This window comes from Entomobacter blattae (assembly GCF_014672835.1).
Classification (GTDB): Bacteria; Pseudomonadota; Alphaproteobacteria; order Acetobacterales; family Acetobacteraceae; genus Entomobacter; species Entomobacter blattae.
Genome location: NZ_CP060244.1, coordinates 969,318 through 985,200 on the forward strand (window position 1 = coordinate 969,318; position 15,883 = coordinate 985,200).

At 50.0% G+C, this 15,883-nt stretch carries 10 protein-coding genes and 3 pseudogenes; 6 read left to right on the forward strand and 7 right to left on the reverse strand.

The window, feature by feature from the left end; genetic code table 11:
* Positions 1 to 37: 37 nt before the first annotated feature.
* Positions 38 to 103: pseudogene (locus tag JGUZn3_RS04365) on the reverse strand (30S ribosomal protein S7); the annotation flags it as partial.
* Between the two features lie 401 nt (positions 104 to 504).
* On the opposite strand from JGUZn3_RS04365, the pseudogene JGUZn3_RS04370 reads away from it, so the two are divergent.
* Positions 505 to 735: pseudogene (locus JGUZn3_RS04370) on the forward strand (DUF3576 domain-containing protein); the annotation flags it as partial.
* A gap of 373 nt (positions 736 to 1,108) precedes the next feature.
* Here JGUZn3_RS04370 and JGUZn3_RS04375 read toward each other — a convergent pair.
* The 6 genes from JGUZn3_RS04375 to JGUZn3_RS04400 form a co-directional block, all read right to left on the reverse strand.
* Positions 1,109 to 2,656 carry a lytic transglycosylase domain-containing protein gene (locus JGUZn3_RS04375; protein ID WP_203414475.1) on the reverse strand — a complete coding sequence of 516 codons (1,548 nt, stop codon included), beginning with the start codon at positions 2,654 to 2,656 and terminating at the stop codon, positions 1,109 to 1,111.
* Entirely contained in the window at positions 2,644 to 3,096 is a 453-nt protein-coding gene (locus JGUZn3_RS04380; protein WP_203414476.1) for a DUF1489 family protein, read from the reverse strand. Before JGUZn3_RS04380 ends, JGUZn3_RS04375 begins: the two co-directional genes overlap by 13 nt.
* Positions 3,097 to 3,704: 608 nt before the next feature.
* Positions 3,705 to 4,874, reverse strand: a complete 1,170-nt coding sequence (hemW, locus tag JGUZn3_RS04385; protein ID WP_203414799.1) for a radical SAM family heme chaperone HemW — start codon at positions 4,872 to 4,874, stop codon at positions 3,705 to 3,707.
* A gap of 225 nt (positions 4,875 to 5,099) precedes the next feature.
* Complete coding sequence (locus tag JGUZn3_RS04390) at positions 5,100 to 7,169, reverse strand: potassium transporter Kup (RefSeq protein ID WP_203414477.1); 2,070 nt, start codon at positions 7,167 to 7,169, stop codon at positions 5,100 to 5,102.
* A 124-nt stretch (positions 7,170 to 7,293) separates the two neighbouring features.
* Positions 7,294 to 8,049, reverse strand: a complete 756-nt coding sequence (locus tag JGUZn3_RS04395) for a YggS family pyridoxal phosphate-dependent enzyme (protein WP_203414478.1) — start codon at positions 8,047 to 8,049, stop codon at positions 7,294 to 7,296.
* Positions 8,050 to 8,418: 369 nt separating this feature from the next.
* A complete protein-coding gene (locus tag JGUZn3_RS04400; RefSeq protein WP_203414479.1) occupies positions 8,419 to 8,619 on the reverse strand; it encodes a hypothetical protein in 201 nt (66 codons plus the stop codon).
* Between the two features lie 380 nt (positions 8,620 to 8,999).
* Here JGUZn3_RS04400 and JGUZn3_RS04405 point away from each other — a divergent pair.
* The 5 genes and pseudogenes from JGUZn3_RS04405 to JGUZn3_RS04425 form a co-directional block, all read left to right on the forward strand.
* Positions 9,000 to 9,314: pseudogene (locus JGUZn3_RS04405) on the forward strand (SufD family Fe-S cluster assembly protein); the annotation flags it as partial.
* A gap of 10 nt (positions 9,315 to 9,324) precedes the next feature.
* Complete coding sequence (locus JGUZn3_RS04410; RefSeq protein WP_203414480.1) at positions 9,325 to 9,585, forward strand: hypothetical protein; 261 nt, start codon at positions 9,325 to 9,327, stop codon at positions 9,583 to 9,585.
* 333 nt (positions 9,586 to 9,918) lie between these two features.
* The gene (locus tag JGUZn3_RS04415; RefSeq protein WP_203414481.1) at positions 9,919 to 11,439 is read left to right on the forward strand and encodes an RsmB/NOP family class I SAM-dependent RNA methyltransferase; all 1,521 of its coding nucleotides are present in this window, start codon (positions 9,919 to 9,921) and stop codon (positions 11,437 to 11,439) included.
* 467 nt (positions 11,440 to 11,906) lie between these two features.
* The gene (gene rpe, locus JGUZn3_RS04420) at positions 11,907 to 12,572 is read left to right on the forward strand and encodes a ribulose-phosphate 3-epimerase (RefSeq protein WP_203414482.1); all 666 of its coding nucleotides are present in this window, start codon (positions 11,907 to 11,909) and stop codon (positions 12,570 to 12,572) included.
* Positions 12,573 to 12,814: 242 nt separating this feature from the next.
* Positions 12,815 to 15,880: a heparinase II/III family protein gene (locus JGUZn3_RS04425; protein ID WP_203414483.1), complete on the forward strand. Its 3,066-nt coding sequence runs from the start codon at positions 12,815 to 12,817 to the stop codon at positions 15,878 to 15,880.
* Positions 15,881 to 15,883 lie beyond the last annotated feature (3 nt).

The window sequence follows — 15,883 nt, forward strand, 5'->3', positions numbered from 1 at the left end:
TCTGTGCAGGAAATAGAATGGTAAGTGTGCCATAGGAAACAACATCTCCAAACTTTAGATCAGGAAGAATCTCGCGCTTAACTGCGCGATGACGGCGACTCATATCTTAATTCCCTCTTACTTCGGCCTCTTGGCACCATATCCAGCTTTATAGGTGGAATACGTTTTTAAAGATACCCCATTTTATAAAAGAGCCTGCTGGCGCTGAATACCCTTAAAAGAATAGCGTATAATAAAAAATTTTTATAGTGGCTGGTTTTCTACTGTTTGGGAGTGTTTTGAAGTGTTTGGGAGATGCCCAACGGCCCACCATAGAGCGGTAAATGATAACCAGTAATTTATTCTTTAAATGACAACCGATATTTTGTTCTTTAAGGACTCCTCAGTTTAGAATGGGTGGTGTCGTACATGGGTCAGTTATTAGGGATCGTGGGTATAGATTGACCTAAAAGATGAGACGCCTTGGTTTAATTTTTGCTCTTTGCACACCGCATACTAGGCATAGCCTATTTGTGGCGCGGTGCACTTGATACCTTCTCCTTCATGCCGTTTGCCTCAGCTGATGCCGTAGGCGGTGTCATTCTAACAGATTGGTACACCCCACCCGCTACCCATAATGAGCGGTTTCGCATTTCTGCCTATATTCTTAGCCGCAGGCTGCGTTCTGATGCAATCAGGGTTTCTGTTTTCAGGCAGATCCGCGAAGGCAACCAATGGGTTGATACCCCAGCAGCCTGCATACTGGCGGTAAGAGGGAAATGCTGATCTTGGCGGCTGCAACCATTGGTTTTATTGTGTTGATGGACCAAGAGCTAAGCCGTATGGGGGGGCAATATCTTAATGGGAGGGGAAAGCTGGGGCTCGCAGGAATTTTTGGCAGAAATTCTTGAATGCGTGGTTGATGCAGTTCTTTTTTATCTCTGTAATGGGCTTTTGTGTTTTTGTAATTGAACTGAGAGTGAGAGAGGTTATTAAAAGAGCCAGAGGAAGAAGTGCGTGTCCTGGTATTTCTTTTAGGGGGGACTTGCCCTAGCGCTTTAACGTTCAGTGCCATTCCAGTGGGGTTTTTGAACGGAAAGAGGGAGAGGTTTTTATAACCTTAGCAGCTTTAATCTCCCGGTCTGAGGATCATACAGGGTTGTCCACTTTGTTTGAGAGTAGAACAAGCGGCTGCGGCATTGGTGCGGCTTATCCCTGTCAGTCTGGCCCGATAAAGGGGCTTTCCGGGCACGGGTTGAACGGTTTTTCTGGCCTGTTGTAAGGCGGCCATGGCCGTATGTTGGGCTTTGGTGGTGTAAGAGAGGGCGAGCTTTTGAGAGGTATAAGCTCCCACTTGAATCCCCCATTCCCCGTGGGAATAAGGCACAGGGGTTTGGGTCAGCGCGCTGTAAGTCGGCAGGGTGGGAGAGGACGTACGGCGCATGGCAGAGGGCTTCTGCGAAAGAGGGTTGGCTGGGGGGGTATAAGAGGCCCATTGGGAGGATGAGGAAGAAGGAAGGGGGTTGGTTTTAACAGCTCTTGCCGTGGACCCTACGAGAAGAGGTGGGTTTTCACAGGGGGAATTATCGTCTGAGGCATCATTGTCTGGGGCATCATCGTCGCTCTTATGACTACGGTAACATGTACGGCTTGAACGTATCCCCCTACTGGGGCTTGTGTTGGGGGGATAGGGTTGCTGATAAGAGGCGAGCTGGATCGGGGGCGCTGGGCGCGGATCACAACGAGAGGGGTCAAAGGCCTTGTTTGGGTCGTGGTAGCAATTGGCGGCTTGGGTCGTTGGGGTGGTTACGGGGTAAGGGTCGCATCGTGCGGGGTCGAAAGCCTTGTTGGGATCGTGATAACACCCCCCAGAAGAGCTAGAAGCGCTTGCTGCCGTAATCGCTCTATAATAAGAAGAGGTGGATGCTGTATTATAGGCTGTTTGAGTGCGTGCCTGTGCTGTGCGTGCATAACGTCTGCCTGAAGAGACGGGGGGAAGGGCGGTTCCACTACCCTGGGAGTCATTACTAACGGTTTGATCAGGCCCAGCGTAGCTGGCCAAGGGGCCGCTTAAGGGGAGGTCATTTCCCAGATTAGGGGTTATGGAGGCCACATAATTTACCGTTTCGTTGGGAAGCTGCTGGCTCTGATAAAGATAACGCTCTAGCCGGGCTGGGCCGGCATTATAGGCAGCAAGGAAGGCGGGTGCTCCGTATTTTTTGTAAAGCCTGCGGATATAGGCTGTACCTGCCATAATGTTATCATGTGGCTCGTAGGCATCGTCCCCAAGGCCATATTGCTCTTGCATGTCGGCATAGGTGGGAGCCATAAGCTGCATCAGCCCCATAGCACCGGCGGAAGAGGTAATGGGGCTGCCATCCATATATTGATACCCCCCTGATTCTTGTTTGATGACGGCACGAATCCACTGATGAGGAATAGACATGCGGCTAGAGGCTTCCTGGATATAGGGCCCCCAGGGGTCGTTGGGGGGCCCTGGGGGAGGATAGGGGTTGGTTCCATCAGGTGGAGCATTGCTAAAGCGGCTGCTGCCTACGCGGGCGCTATCTCCTCCGCATGCTGCCAGGCCAAGGGCAAACAGGCAGCAGAAAGCCAGCCGTAAAAATAGGGGCCATGGGGCAAAAAACGGGGCGAAAGAGGATTTTATAAAAGGCATAGCAGTTGCAGCTCGGTTATAAGGTGGTCGGGAAGGGTAGAAAGACCCTTATTATGGAAGGCCGTAGGGGATTGCAGGTCTGACGGGGCATGGTCAGCTTCAAGATAACGCCAGCCCTGAAAGGGACGGATAGGGTGCGGGAGAACCGGAATGATCTCTGGGGAGAGGGTCATGCGAACGCTCTTTTGGCCATCATCGCGCTCGTAATGGGTAATATCTTCAATCCCTTGCCGCCCTCTGAGCGCCCCTCCCACGACCCAGTATAAAGAGCCCCCATCCAGCAGTTCGGCATGGCGGCGGGGAAAATTTCGGGTGGTGATAAAAGGCGTGGGAATCGCACCTTCTGCGGTGGTGGGTGCTGAAAGTTTTTGCTGGTGCTGGCATGCTACAATGTCATCCAGAGAAGTTGCACCAACGGCCAGTTTCATAAGATGCAGCACAGAGTTGTCCTCTTTATCGAATAATGCTTGGGTCTCTTATATCCTATTACCATAGCCATGATAAAGGAAATGCCTGAAAAAATGGGAAATTTTAAGGCGTGAACCGGTAAAAATATTCGCTGGATCATTTTAAGGAAACAGCCAATAGAGGAATAAAGGCTCTGGAGATGGATATTGGGCTAGAGACTCATATTGGAAACGTCTCCCTCAAGGCCCTTCACTTCAAGTATCTTGTTTCACTTCAATAGTTTTGTTTCAATAGTCTTGTTTTGATTTCAAGTGTCTTGTTTTGAGGGGTGGCGCCGTTCTCATCCTCCAAGGTTTGAAAATTATGGGTGATCCCCCAAAAAAAACGCCTTCCAAAAAGCTTCTCCTAAAAAACGTTCTCCCTAAAAAATTTCTTGGAAGAGTCTTTCCCCTTACGCCGCTAACTTGTTCTGGTAAATCCCACCAAAACAGCTGGAAAGGCGGTTAATGCTTGGCTTATGGCTTATGGCTTATGACAAAATTCCTTTCTTGGACAGAGATATGTTTCCCTTTGGGAATAAGGTCATCCGTCTTTTCACCCGTTTCATCATTTTTATCCCCGCGTGTGCGGGGAACACACGTTAACCCAGTAAAGCCGCAAGGATCGCTTCGAGCCGTAGGCGGCCTTCCAGAGTGGGGGCCAGCTGGTTGTGCGCCATGGTGAGGTAGCCTTCTTCCAGGCAAGCCTGTAAGGCAGAAGGATTGAGAAGATCGGTAAGGGCAAGGCCTGTTCGGGCTAAAAACTCTTCCCCATTAATCCCTTTTTGCAAGCGTAATCCCATAAGCAGCATTTCTTCGGCCTTTTCATGGGCTGTAAGGGGCGTGTTCTGGCGGGTGGCCTTTCCCCGTTGTTCCATATTTTCAAGCCAGTGCTGGGGAGAGCGGTGGCTGCGGGTTGCATAGATATGGCCATCGGGTAAGGTGAGCCTGCCATGTGCGCCTGGGCCAATGCCGATATAATCATGATAATGCCAGTAGCCCAGATTATGCAGGCTTTCTCCTTTAGGGCGAGCATAGTTGGAAATTTCATAAGGGAAGAATCCCTGCGCAGCCAACAATTTATCGGTTAACCGATAAAAGGCAGCGGCCTGCTCATCATCAGGTAGGGTCAGTTTTCCTTGGCGGTGGAGGGAGGCATAAGCCGTATTGGGTTCAATGGTCAGCTGGTAAAGGGAGAGATGATCTCCTGCCAGGGTGAGGGCCATGGAGAGTTCTTCTTGCCAGTCTTGCAGGCTTTGGTGAGGACGGGCATAGATTAAATCAAACGAATAGCGCGCAAAGAAACGGTTTGCTGTCTCCAGGGCCGCGCGGGCCTGCTGAACGTTGTGGGTGCGGCCCAGCCGGGTAAGCTCTTCGGGAATAAGGCTTTGCACGCCGATGGAAAGGCGGTTAATGCCAGCAGCCTTAAAAGCCCGCAGCTTTTCGGTTTCGGCACTGGTGGGGTTGGCCTCCAATGTGATCTCCACCATGTCAGTGGTGGAGAAAGAAGCGTAGGCCGCCTCTATAAGGGATTCAACGGTGTGCGGTGGCATTAATGAGGGGGTACCTCCCCCAAAAAAGAGCGATCGTAACTTACGTCCAGCCATAAGGGGGGTGTAGGATTGGAGTTCCGCTTTCAGGGCATTGGCCATACGATCATAGGGAATATCGGCCCAGACATGGCTGTTAAAATCACAATAGGGGCACTTGGAGAGGCAGAAGGGCCAATGGATATAAAGCCCAAAGGTTGGAGATGGCGCAGAAGGGAACATTGCAGAAGGAAACATTACAGGGGGCAACATGCGATGTGTCCATCCCTATGATGATGGCGGGTTTGGAAAAATAGGCGGTCTGCCCAGAGATTTTCAAGCCCGCTCTTTTCCCCATTCAGGAGCGTGCCGGTGACAGTGTTTGTAGGGTTGGGTCTGAAATGTAAGAGGCCCCTTTTTAGGGATTGCCTCTTTGGCCAAGTCTTTCCTAAGGGTGAAAGGTGGAGGTTAAATGGCAATTTTAACCCCGAACTCTACCACTCTATCGGCTGGAATACGAAAAAACACCCGTGCCGGTGTGGCATTACGCGACATAAACAAGAATAGCCACATTCGCCAGAGTGCAATTTTAGGAACTGAAGACCTTACCACCATCTCATGGCTGAGGAAGTAAGAGGCTTGCAGGCCGTCAAAATCAACCCCATTATTCTTCAGGTTTTCCAAAGCGCGGGGGAGGTTGGGTATTTCCATAAATCCATAACGCACCATAACCCGGAAGATATTGGGGGCAAGCTCTTGCAAGGCAATGCGGTGCCCGCGGGTGACCTCGGGCTGATCAAGGTTTTCAACCGTTACCAAAAATATCTGCTCGTGAAGAACTTTGTTGTGTTTAAGGTTATGCAACAAGCTGCTGGGCACATATTCTGGGGTAGCTGTCATGTAAACGGCGGTACCAGGAACGTGAATGGTTCGAGATTGGGGCAGGCGGGCTAAAAAGGAGCCCACCGGAAAACTATCTTGTTTTTGTCGGGCACGGATAAGGCTGCGCCCCTTTTTCCAGGTTGACATCATGAGGGTTAGGGTAACACCCAAGACCAGTGGCACCCATCCCCCTTGTGGAATTTTAAGGGCATTGGCGGCAAAGAAAGTAAAGTCAATAATGAAGAAAAAGCCAAAAACAAGGCCCACAATCCAAGCCGGCCATTTATAAATCCGCCGGAAAACAACAATAGCAAGGCAGCAGGTGCAGACAAACGTGCCTGTAACAGCAATGCCATAGGCCGAGGCCAGAGCATTGGAAGATTGGAAAGTTATCACCAGCAATAAGGCACCTATCATTAAAAAGCGGTTGAATTCGGGCACATAAATTTGCCCTTCTTCGTTAGCGTTGGTGTGGTGAATGCGCATGCGGGGGAAATACCCCAGTTGAACCACCTGTCGTACCAGAGAGAATCCACCAGAAATTCCGGCTTGGCTGGCAATAACGGTTGCCAAGGTAGAGAGAACAAAAAGGGGAATCCGCAAAGCGTCTGGGCATAGTAGAAAAAACGGGTTGGAAATGGCAGAAGGGTGTGAGAGCAGTAAGGCCCCCTGGCCAAAATAATTTAAAACCAGGGCTGGCAAGACATAAAAAAGCCAGGCATAGCGTATAGGGGTGCGGCCAAAATGGCCCATATCGGCATAAAGGGCTTCAGCCCCTGTGACGGCTAGCACAACAGATCCCAGGACTCTGAATCCCACCCAGCCATGATGGTATAAGAATAAAATGGCGTGGTGGGGCAAAATGGCCAGCAAAATATAAGGATGCTTGGTAATTTCCAGAATTCCCAAAATGCCCAGGGTTCCGAACCAAATGAGCATAACCGGCCCAAAAACCTTCCCAACCACCCCTGTTCCATAATATTGAACACTAAACAGGCCAACCAGTACGATAAGGGCAATAGGGATAACCAAATGGGAGGCCGAGGGAATACTCACCTCCAGCCCTTCAATGGCGGAGAGAACAGAAATGGCAGGTGTAATCATGCCATCCCCAAAGAAAAGGCAAGTCCCGATGACGCCAATAAAGCCCAATAAAATCTTGGTGCGAGTACTGGTGGCCACGCGTTGGGCGAGGGAGGTTAAGGCTAGGATTCCCCCTTCTCCGTTATGGTCGGCCCGCATGATGAGCACAACATATTTGATGGTGACAATCAGGATGAGAGACCAGAAGATCAGGCTTTCAATCCCTAAAAGATCGGAAAGGTTGGCGGGTGTGTTGGGAGAGGCCAACAGAAGAGTAGACTTAAGGGCATAAAGCGGGCTTGTCCCAATATCTCCAAAAACAACCCCCAACACTGCCAGCATGGCCGCCAAGCCGACAGGAGCTTGTTTATGTTCTTTTTCATCCGCCCCAAATTCAGTAATTTTGCTGTCTTTGGCTGGTGCGGCCTCGTTCTTTTCAGAGGAGGAGGGCGCAGAAGCTTGTGCAGAAGGAGGCGGAGATGACTGAGCAGCTGACGGGGAATCTGATGGGGAAGAGGACTGGGAAGAAGAGTGAGGTTGGGGGGTCTTTCCTATTGGCTCAGAAGAGGTCATGGAAAACAAACTCCGTTGCGTTTCCGCATTTATCTTGTTTGGGATTAATGACATTTCTGGTAACGGGGTTAACAGCAAAAGGCAATATTTTTATTGGCAGGGGCTATAAAAGATAAGGGGAGCTTTATAATGGTTGGCGCACCCCAAAAATGGCTGTTCCCACTCGGATCATGGTCGCCCCTTCAGCAATGGCCAATTGGTAATCGTGGGACATGCCCATGGAAAGAATGGGTAAGGCGTGGTTATGGGCAATATAGCGCAATAGCCTGAAATGGGGAATAGGGTCTTGGTTTTCGGGGGGTATGGCCATAACCCCTTGCAGGGCCTGGCCAAAGCGTTTTTGCATAAGAGGGATAAAAACATCGGCCTGTTCTGGTAAAATACCCGATTTTTGTGGCTCGCGCCCGGTATTAACCTGCACCAGAAGATGAGGCAGCCTTTTATGGGTTTCGGCTGCGCGGGCAATATGGTCGGCCAGTTTTGTGCGGTCAAGGCTTTGGATGGTGTGGGCAATTTTTACCGCCTCCATAACCTTGTTGGTTTGAAGAGAGCCAATAAGATGCAGCTCAATATGGGGGAAACGCTCTTGCAGGGGAGGGAATTTTTCAGCAGCTTCCTGCACCCTGTTTTCCCCAAAAAGGGACTGTCCTGCCAAAATGGCGGCTTCAATGGCTGAAGCAGGGTGAAATTTGGAAACAGCAAGAAGATCGATTTCTTGTGGGTTCCTATGGCACGCCTGGGCAGCCTGGGCCATGGTGTGCCGCACCTGTTGAAGAGCCTGCACAATCGTTTGGCCTTCAGCTTGGGAGGAAGGGGAAGTATCTCCCGCAGGATGAGAGAAGGAAGGAGGGGGGGAGGACCCATGATCAGAACGCGTCATAACACCCTATACAACCATATTCACCCCCTCTTGGTAAAGGGGGGTGCTAAAAGTGTACTATTTAAAGTGTGCTATTTAATGGGCCTCCTTGCAGGTGTGGTCACCAGCTCTGGCTCATCCTCATTTGGTCCGTCCTACTCTGGTTCATCTCATTCTGCCCAACCCCACGGCCCATCTCAGTCCGGGTTGCCCTCATTTGGCCCCCACTCTGGTTTACCCAACGGCCCACCCAGTTTGGGTTGCTCTTATTTGGTCCTCACTCTGGCCTTACCCCACGATCCATCCCCAGTCCGGGTTATCTACTTTAGCAAACCACCCTTCCTTTAGCATCAATTGCTTCATAATGGGCGTGGATCTTGCCACCATGTTTCATGACACCCCTCTTAAGGGTAGAGGCTCACGCTCCATCTGGGCAAAAGTTGTGGTCTCTGCTTTATTCGTTGGTTCAATGAGCTGGCTCAGTTCTTCCTCTTTGTTCTTGTCAGGTGAGTGTTTAAAAGCTGAGTTTTTTTTAAAACGGTTTTTTAATAAACAGCTTTTGATAGCCCTTTCAATTGTGCTTCCTGTCATGTATGTGCTCCTTGCCACGTAGGGGAAACAATCAACTATGGACTTTCTCAAAGGACTCTCTCAAAAAGCCGTCGACATGTCAGTCGTGCCATGGGCTTGAGACACATGGACTGGAGATCCATAGGCTGGAGTGACATAAGTTGGAGAGACATAAGTTGGAACATGGGGGCTGGAGACAGGTGAGATAGACTAGCCAACACTTTAACCGCATATTTATGGCCAGATTCATGTATTTATGGCTGGATCTTGGCTCTTACTGCCGGTTTTGGGTATATAGGTCACTGGGGTGAAGGGCGCTATGGTCTGCTTCATGCTCAGAAGGGGCTTATGAAGTGCTCCAACCGTTTTTCATACTGTCTTTTCCCACTGTCTCTTCACTATTGATGCCCAAGGCAGCCAATAGTCGTAATTTTACACAGTGTGATAGCTTGCTAATTGGAAGTGAGTGTGGAGCGCATACAGTACCTTATATAAAAAATAGAAATATGACATCGACGATAGAGCATGAGGCTACCACGTCTAAAATCTCTGACGAGCAAATGTTTTATTGCCGCCAGCGTGGGCTTTCTGAGGAAGATGCCATTGGTCTTATTGTGAATGGGTTCTGCCGTGAAGTTCTTAAAGAGTTGCCGATGGAATTTGCTGTAGAGGCCCAAAAACTTTTGGAAATCAGCTTGGAAGGCAGCGTGGGATAGGAATGAGAGTATGAGCAAAAATCACATGCTGGAAGTTAAAAACTTACATGCCCGTGTTGCAGAGGCCGAGCCAGAAAAACCTATTCTCATAATCCGTTCTGGTTTGGACTATGAACCCGTTCTGGAAGGGCCGCGGAGCAGACCTGGCAGAACTGCAGACCTGAAAACTCAAGAAGTTCAAAATAAAGGGGTTCAAAGTCAAGGCAAGAGAGCGCCTACTGGTCCTGGCTCTCATATGGAAGAGGTTGCTAAAATAGACTATCTTGTATAGGGCAGAGGATCTCGCTTGTACAGGGCAGTGGATACAGGGCAATGGATATTGCCTAGGGCCATAGGTAAAAACATCGGCTGGGTTTAGGCCCTGTTGAGGCTGTTGATGGGTAGCAAGCAGACAAAGCAGAGAAGAGGTGTAAATAATTCTGTATTTTATGGGCAAATCCCGTTATTTGTGGCACGTTTGGGTTGTTCTTCTCCTAAGCTTATATCTTCAGCTAAGCGTTTCTCTCTTGAAAGAGGGGAGGAATAGAGGGCAATAGGGGTGAAGAGTAGGGGATCATGGCTTGGGTGTGTGGCCCGAAAGGGGAAAGGGTATAGGGATAAAGATATGGGAGAAGAGAGAGCAAGTAAAAGGGCCAATAAGCCTCTTGGAAGGGCAGCAAAAGGCCCCCCCCCTGAAAAAAAGGGAGCCGAAAAAAGAGGAAAGAGAATCCTGCAAAAAAAGGCCATAGCCAAAACACAACCCGAAAATGGAGGCAAGACAGGGGGGGCTTTTTCCCAGCAGCTCCCAAAGGAAGTGCCAGGTCTTAAGTCTGAAAAAACTTTTCAGTCAGGAGGAAAAAAGGCTCATAAAAAAGGAAAAAGCGTTAAGGGAACAGGTCAGATAGATCCAACACGCGAGATCGCTTTTGATATTCTTGAAGGGGTGCTTGAAAAAAGCCATACCCTGGAAGGTGGTTTTTCAAGCGTAGGCCATCATCAGGTAGAGGCTCGTGACAAGGCTGCAGCCCATCGTATTGCCGCCTGTGTTTTGCGCCATCTTGGTACGTTGGAAGAGGTTATCCTTCCTCATGTTAAACGCCAGCCTCCTTTGGTAGTTAAGATTATTTTGCTCATAGGGGCAGCCCAGCTCCTGTTTTTGGAAACCCCCTCCCATGCTGCGGTTTCTACCTGTGTTAACCTGGCCAAGCGGCGTCATCTTGCCCCTTTTGGGGGGTTGGTCAATGCGGTTTTGCGCCGGGTGGTCGAGGGTGGAGCCGTCCAGCTTGAGGAACTCGACCAGGACCGGTTAGATGTTCCCGCTTGGTTATGGCGCAGCTGGGGGCGCAAGGCCCGCCTCATTGCCGAGGCTTTGAGCCATGAAGCTCCGTTGGATATTACCCTTAAAAAAGGAGCCCCCCAGCCTCCAGGGGGGCAGGTTTTGCCCAATGGCAGTATTCGCTTCCCTGCGGGGACCAGGCCTGTTGAATTGGCAGGCTTTGCGGAGGGAAATTTTTGGGTGCAAGATAGTGCTGCAACCTTGCCAGCACGAGTGCTGAATGTGCAAGCTGGCGAGCGTGTGTTTGACCTTTGTGCCGCACCAGGTGGTAAAACGGCCCAGCTTGCTGATGCGGGTGGTCAGATTACAGCCGTTGAGCGGGATGCAAAACGCATGCTGCGCCTTGCCGAAAATATGACACGGCTTGGCTTTAAAGTAGAAGAGGTTATAGCCGATCTCTTGCAATGGGCGCCCCCTCAAAAGGCTCAGGCAATTTTACTGGATGCGCCTTGTTCAGCGACTGGCACGGCTCGCCGACACCCAGATGTGCTCAGAAATCGCAAGGCGCAGGACATTCGCCTTTGGGCGGATCAGCAAGAGCGGCTTTTGAAATCTATGCCGGGCCTTTTGGAAAAAGGCGGAAGGCTGGTTTATTCAGTTTGTTCCTTGCAGCCTGAAGAAGGGGTGGCCCATTTGGACTATGCACAATCTCTGGGCTTTGTGATCGACCCTATTCCCCCTGAAGAACTTCCCTTTCTACCGCCTGAGGCCTTCGGGAAGGAGGGGTATGTGGCAACCCATCCGGGTATGTGGGCAGAAAAAGGGGGGATGGATGGCTTTTTTATCCTACGTTTGCGGAAAGTCTTTTAAAAACCATCAAAATCAGGATAGATAAAGGGTCAAACGAAATGGTGAAGGGCTTCTCCCCGAAAATGGGCCGAAAGCAAGCCGAAACTAGGGAAAAAGTGGGCTTCCTATTCTGAGCCTTTTAGGTTGGTCGACTTTTCCCCTATAGCCAGAGAAACACGGTGTGTCCTTGGCAAGGGCAAGGCAGAGAAAACGAGAAGCAGTCACTGAATGTATAAGGATAGATGAGGAAACAGACTAGGATATGGCAGGGGAAAATCTTAATAAGAAGTTTATTCTAACGATGGAAAAAGAAGCCGTATCTTTTTATAGAAGAGGCAAGTTCTATATTAATAAGCCTGTATAGCCTTAGCCATTAAGGCAGGTTTTTTGTGTGATTGTGATAAAGGCGTTTGATATACCAGCCAGTGATTTGTGCGCGACGTTATAAATGTTACGCTACGTTATAAAAAAGGAACAGGATCTAAGCTATGCCAAAACTAACCCCACCCCTTGTTGCACCAAGCCTTCTTTCTGCCGATTTTTCCCGCGCAGGAGAAGAGGCCGCAGCTGTGGAAAAGGCCGGAGCGGATTGGTTGCATCTGGATGTGATGGATGGTCACTTCGTGCCAAATATTACTTTTGGCCCGCTCATGCTCCAGGCTTTACGCCCCCATGTGAAAATACCGTTTGATGTCCATCTGATGATCCAGCCTGTTGACTTATTTCTGGAACCCTTTGTTAAAGCAGGGGCTAACCATTTATTGGTCCATATTGAATCTGGTCCGCATGTTTACCGCACTCTTCAGCATATCCAAGCTTTGGGGGCAAAACCAGGCATTGTGCTTTGCCCAGCGACCCCCCCTGAAGCGATTTCGGAAGTGATGGGGATTGTCGATATTATTTTGGTGATGACGGTGAACCCAGGTTTTGGTGGCCAGCAATTTCTTCCTTCTCAGCTGGAGAAAATCCGCAAAATTCGTGAGATGATAGAAAAAACTGGTCGTGATATTCGCCTGATGGTCGATGGTGGCATAAACCATGAAACCGCTCCTCTGGCAGTTGCTGCGGGTGCCGATGTAATCGTAGCCGGCACGGCCGTTTATGGGCAGAAAGATTATGCTGAGGCCATTAAGCGTTTGAAATCGTTCTCTTAAAGGCTTTCTTCAGTTTTAAAAAGGACTCTTCCTTAAAAGGAAAAGAGGGGCTTAAAGGAAAAATGGGGATAAAGATTGCGAATGGAAGAAAATTAAATATATTATCCATTTTTTTTCGGTATAATTTTCACTGGTATAATTTGCAAAAGTAATAGGGTTTTATATTGGCGTGCCAATATGTATTCATCTGAAATATTCAGACATGGAAAGCCCGTAAAATCATAGAGGGGAGTAGCAGATCAATGAACAAAAAGGGTAACGCGTATAAAAAACTGCGCATTGCCCTTGCCAGGCTTCCGTTAGTGTTGCGCCTGGAGCAGGCCCCGGATAGGCCTGTTTTTGTCCTACGTGATTTATGGTCGGGCAGCCCTCTTAAAGGGTCTTCCCTGGTAAGGGGGGAATGGCCTTATACCAAAAAACCCTACCCCTTTGGCCCCCAACATTGGGATATCTACCATCGGGACAATTGCCTTGCCGCCCAGTTCTATAGTTTTTCTTGGCTGCGGGATATGCGGGCTTTGGGCACGGATACGGCCCGCCTTGCCGTTCGCGCCCAAATCGCAGCCTGGATGCAGAAAAAAGATATTCCCAAGATCGCCTATCACCCGGAAATCATCGGGGCACGGCTTTTTTATAGCCTGAGCCATTATGATTTTTTTGCCGCTTCGGCGGATGATCACTACCGCAAAAAATTCATGCGGCTTATCCTTTCAGAAGGAAAAACCGCGAAAGCTCTTTTATTTTCTGCAGCGAAGGACCAGCATTATTTTGCCCTTATGAAAGGGGTGTTGGCTGCTACCATTGCCATGCCCGATTGCGAAGGGCCTGTTCTTCGGCTTATGGACGTTTTGGAATCTGAAATTGCTACCCAGATCGATAAGAACGGAACCCATTATAGTTTAAGCCCTCAGGTGCAGTTTGAAATATTGCGCGATTTGGTGGAGATTCGCTCCCTGTTAAAGGTGGCCTATTTGCCGGTTCCTGATATTCTGGCAGGGCGGATTGAAAAAATGTGTGCCATTTTGCGCGGTATGCGTCATGGAGATGGCAAGCTGGTTCTCTTTAACAGTTCCACAGAGCAAGTCGCCGCAGAGATTAATGCCTTGTTGTTACAGGCCTCGCGGTTACGGGTTATGCCCACCGCCCATAAACTGAATGGTTTTGTTCGATTTTCTGTGGGGAAATCTCTCCTTTTTCTTGATGCCGGCACACGGCCTGCCCCAGCTTTTGCAGAGCTTTCGCATAGTGAGGTTGGCAGTTTTGAATTTTCTGTTGGGGCTCAGAGGATTATCGTGAATTGTGGTTTTTCTTCTTACCCCCACTGGCAAGAGGTGCTGAAAAGGCCAGAGGCACACTCTTCGGTTGAACTCTATAAACCGGGGAAGGATGTGCCCAGCCTACCGAATGGGGTGCAGATCCATGAGCATGATGTCTCTGATGAGTTTTTTACCGAAGGGGGAGCGGTTTGGTATAACCTGCACAGCAAATTTTCCGTAGAGGCGCCTGTGCATCGGATCAGGCGGCTTTATCTTTCCCCCTCGGGAGAGGATTTGCGGGGGGAAGATATTCTCAGTGCGGCTGAGCCTTTTGATGCCGGGGCCCGGTTTCATCTTCATCCCGATATCAAAGTAACCCCTAGCTTGCATCAGCAGGAAGTTTTGCTCAGTATGCCTTCAGCACAGTCTTTAGAACAGCACTGGCTCTTCAAGGTATCGGGGGGGCGTATTTTTGTGATGGAGAGCGTTTATCTGGGGGATGGCCACCCAAAGCCCTCTATGCAATTGGTGGTGGTGCTTGATCAATGGCTTTCAAGCGCAGCTGCATCTTCTGCGGGCTTAAAAAGCGATCCAGACAGCCCCTTTGCCGATGCAAGTAATCCCTTCTCTGATTCCGGGGAGCGTTTCTCTCCTCACTCTTCGCGCTCACCCTCCGACGCACCGCCTGATGAGGGAAAAGGCCTGGGGGGAGTGGATAAAAACCAGCAGGATTTTGCTTCTCGTGGAGGGGAAGAAACTCCCCATACTCTAACACCCGATCATTCTGGGATTCGTTCTGAGGTTCGTTTTGGAGCGGGGGAAGACGAAGTGCTCCCTCCGGCCGAGGTTTCCGCTGAACAGCCTCTGCCCCAAAGGCCGTCTCAGAGATCCTCTCATCAGCCATTTCAGCAGTCATCTCAGAGTCCATCTGGGGAGGGACATGAGGGCCATTTTCACGCGGAGAGCCCCTCAAAGCCCTCTTCCTCAAAGGATGGTTTTTCAGAAGGGGACTTTCCTTTGGGAGATTCTCCCCCGAAAGGGTTACGAGAGGAAGGCTTACAAGGGAGATCTTCTTCGGAAGAAAACGCGCGGAAAAAAATCTCACCAGAGAAGATTGTGCAGCCAGAGAAGATTTCTCAGGCAGAAAACTCTCCGAAGGCAGAAAATTCTCCGAAACAGGCTTTCTTGAGGTCTTCTTCTTGCCAGCCAACCCGGCAAGAATTTCCCCAAAATCAACAAGATTCTGACTCATCCTTAGCTGGCACACCCCTAGGTAGCTCACCCCTGATGGATCGGGAGGAGAGGCCCCAGGAAGAGCAGGAGAAAGCCGTTGGGGAAGAAAGCAGGGGGGTCTATTCCAGGGGGGTATCACCCCCGTCGATGGTCCCTTTTGCGTTCCAGATGAAAGATTCCATAGGAGAAGAGAAGGCCCTTTCGTCAACCTTTCCTTCAGACGGGGTGCTTGTCCCGAAAGATAGGGCAGAGGCTATGGAGAGCCTGGCTGATGAAATTCTTGTTCCCCGGCCTGCGCCTTCCCCCTTTACCTTGGTGGTGGGTGGGGGGGAAATCCCAGAAGATGTTTCGGTGCATTCAGACTTTTCAGCTGAGAAGGCGAGAAAGTCTGCGGGCCTGAACCGTGCTGCGGGTATGCCACCACCTTTGCCCCCCATGCGGCAGCTAGTTTCCTTAACAGGAAAAGGTGAAGATACACCATTTAAAGCCGGGAGGAAGCCAAAGCCAAAGCCAAAGCTGCTGGTTGACCCCCATGGCAAGGTCTTTCTCAAGGAAGGGGACTCCAAGGAAGGTGGGTTTAAGGAAGGGAGGATAGAAAAAGATTTTACAACTGCACAGGGGACAACTGCACAGGGGCATGAGGAAATCGGCCATGAGGCAGCAGATCATGAGGCAGACCATGGGGGGGCGGACCCCGTAGAGTCCATGGAACAAACCCTATGGTTACAACACGAAGCTGGAAGATATATTAAAAGGATCCGTTGGCGGCTTGTCCGTATGCGGATTAAGAATAATCCTGGTTCAAACAGAAAAGGGTGAAGA

Coding starts and splice junctions, on each gene's coding strand:
- JGUZn3_RS04375 (WP_203414475.1), bottom strand. CDS start 2,656: ATGCCTTTTATAAAATCCTCTTTCGCCCCGTTTTTTGCCCCATGGCCC.
- hemW (WP_203414799.1), bottom strand. CDS start 4,874: ATGTTCCCTTCTGCGCCATCTCCAACCTTTGGGCTTTATATCCATTGG.
- JGUZn3_RS04390 (WP_203414477.1), bottom strand. CDS start 7,169: ATGACCTCTTCTGAGCCAATAGGAAAGACCCCCCAACCTCACTCTTCT.
- JGUZn3_RS04395 (WP_203414478.1), bottom strand. CDS start 8,049: ATGACGCGTTCTGATCATGGGTCCTCCCCCCCTCCTTCCTTCTCTCAT.
- JGUZn3_RS04400 (WP_203414479.1), bottom strand. CDS start 8,619: ATGACAGGAAGCACAATTGAAAGGGCTATCAAAAGCTGTTTATTAAAA.
- JGUZn3_RS04410 (WP_203414480.1), top strand. CDS start 9,325: ATGAGCAAAAATCACATGCTGGAAGTTAAAAACTTACATGCCCGTGTT.
- JGUZn3_RS04415 (WP_203414481.1), top strand. CDS start 9,919: ATGGGAGAAGAGAGAGCAAGTAAAAGGGCCAATAAGCCTCTTGGAAGG.
- rpe (WP_203414482.1), top strand. CDS start 11,907: ATGCCAAAACTAACCCCACCCCTTGTTGCACCAAGCCTTCTTTCTGCC.
- JGUZn3_RS04425 (WP_203414483.1), top strand. CDS start 12,815: ATGAACAAAAAGGGTAACGCGTATAAAAAACTGCGCATTGCCCTTGCC.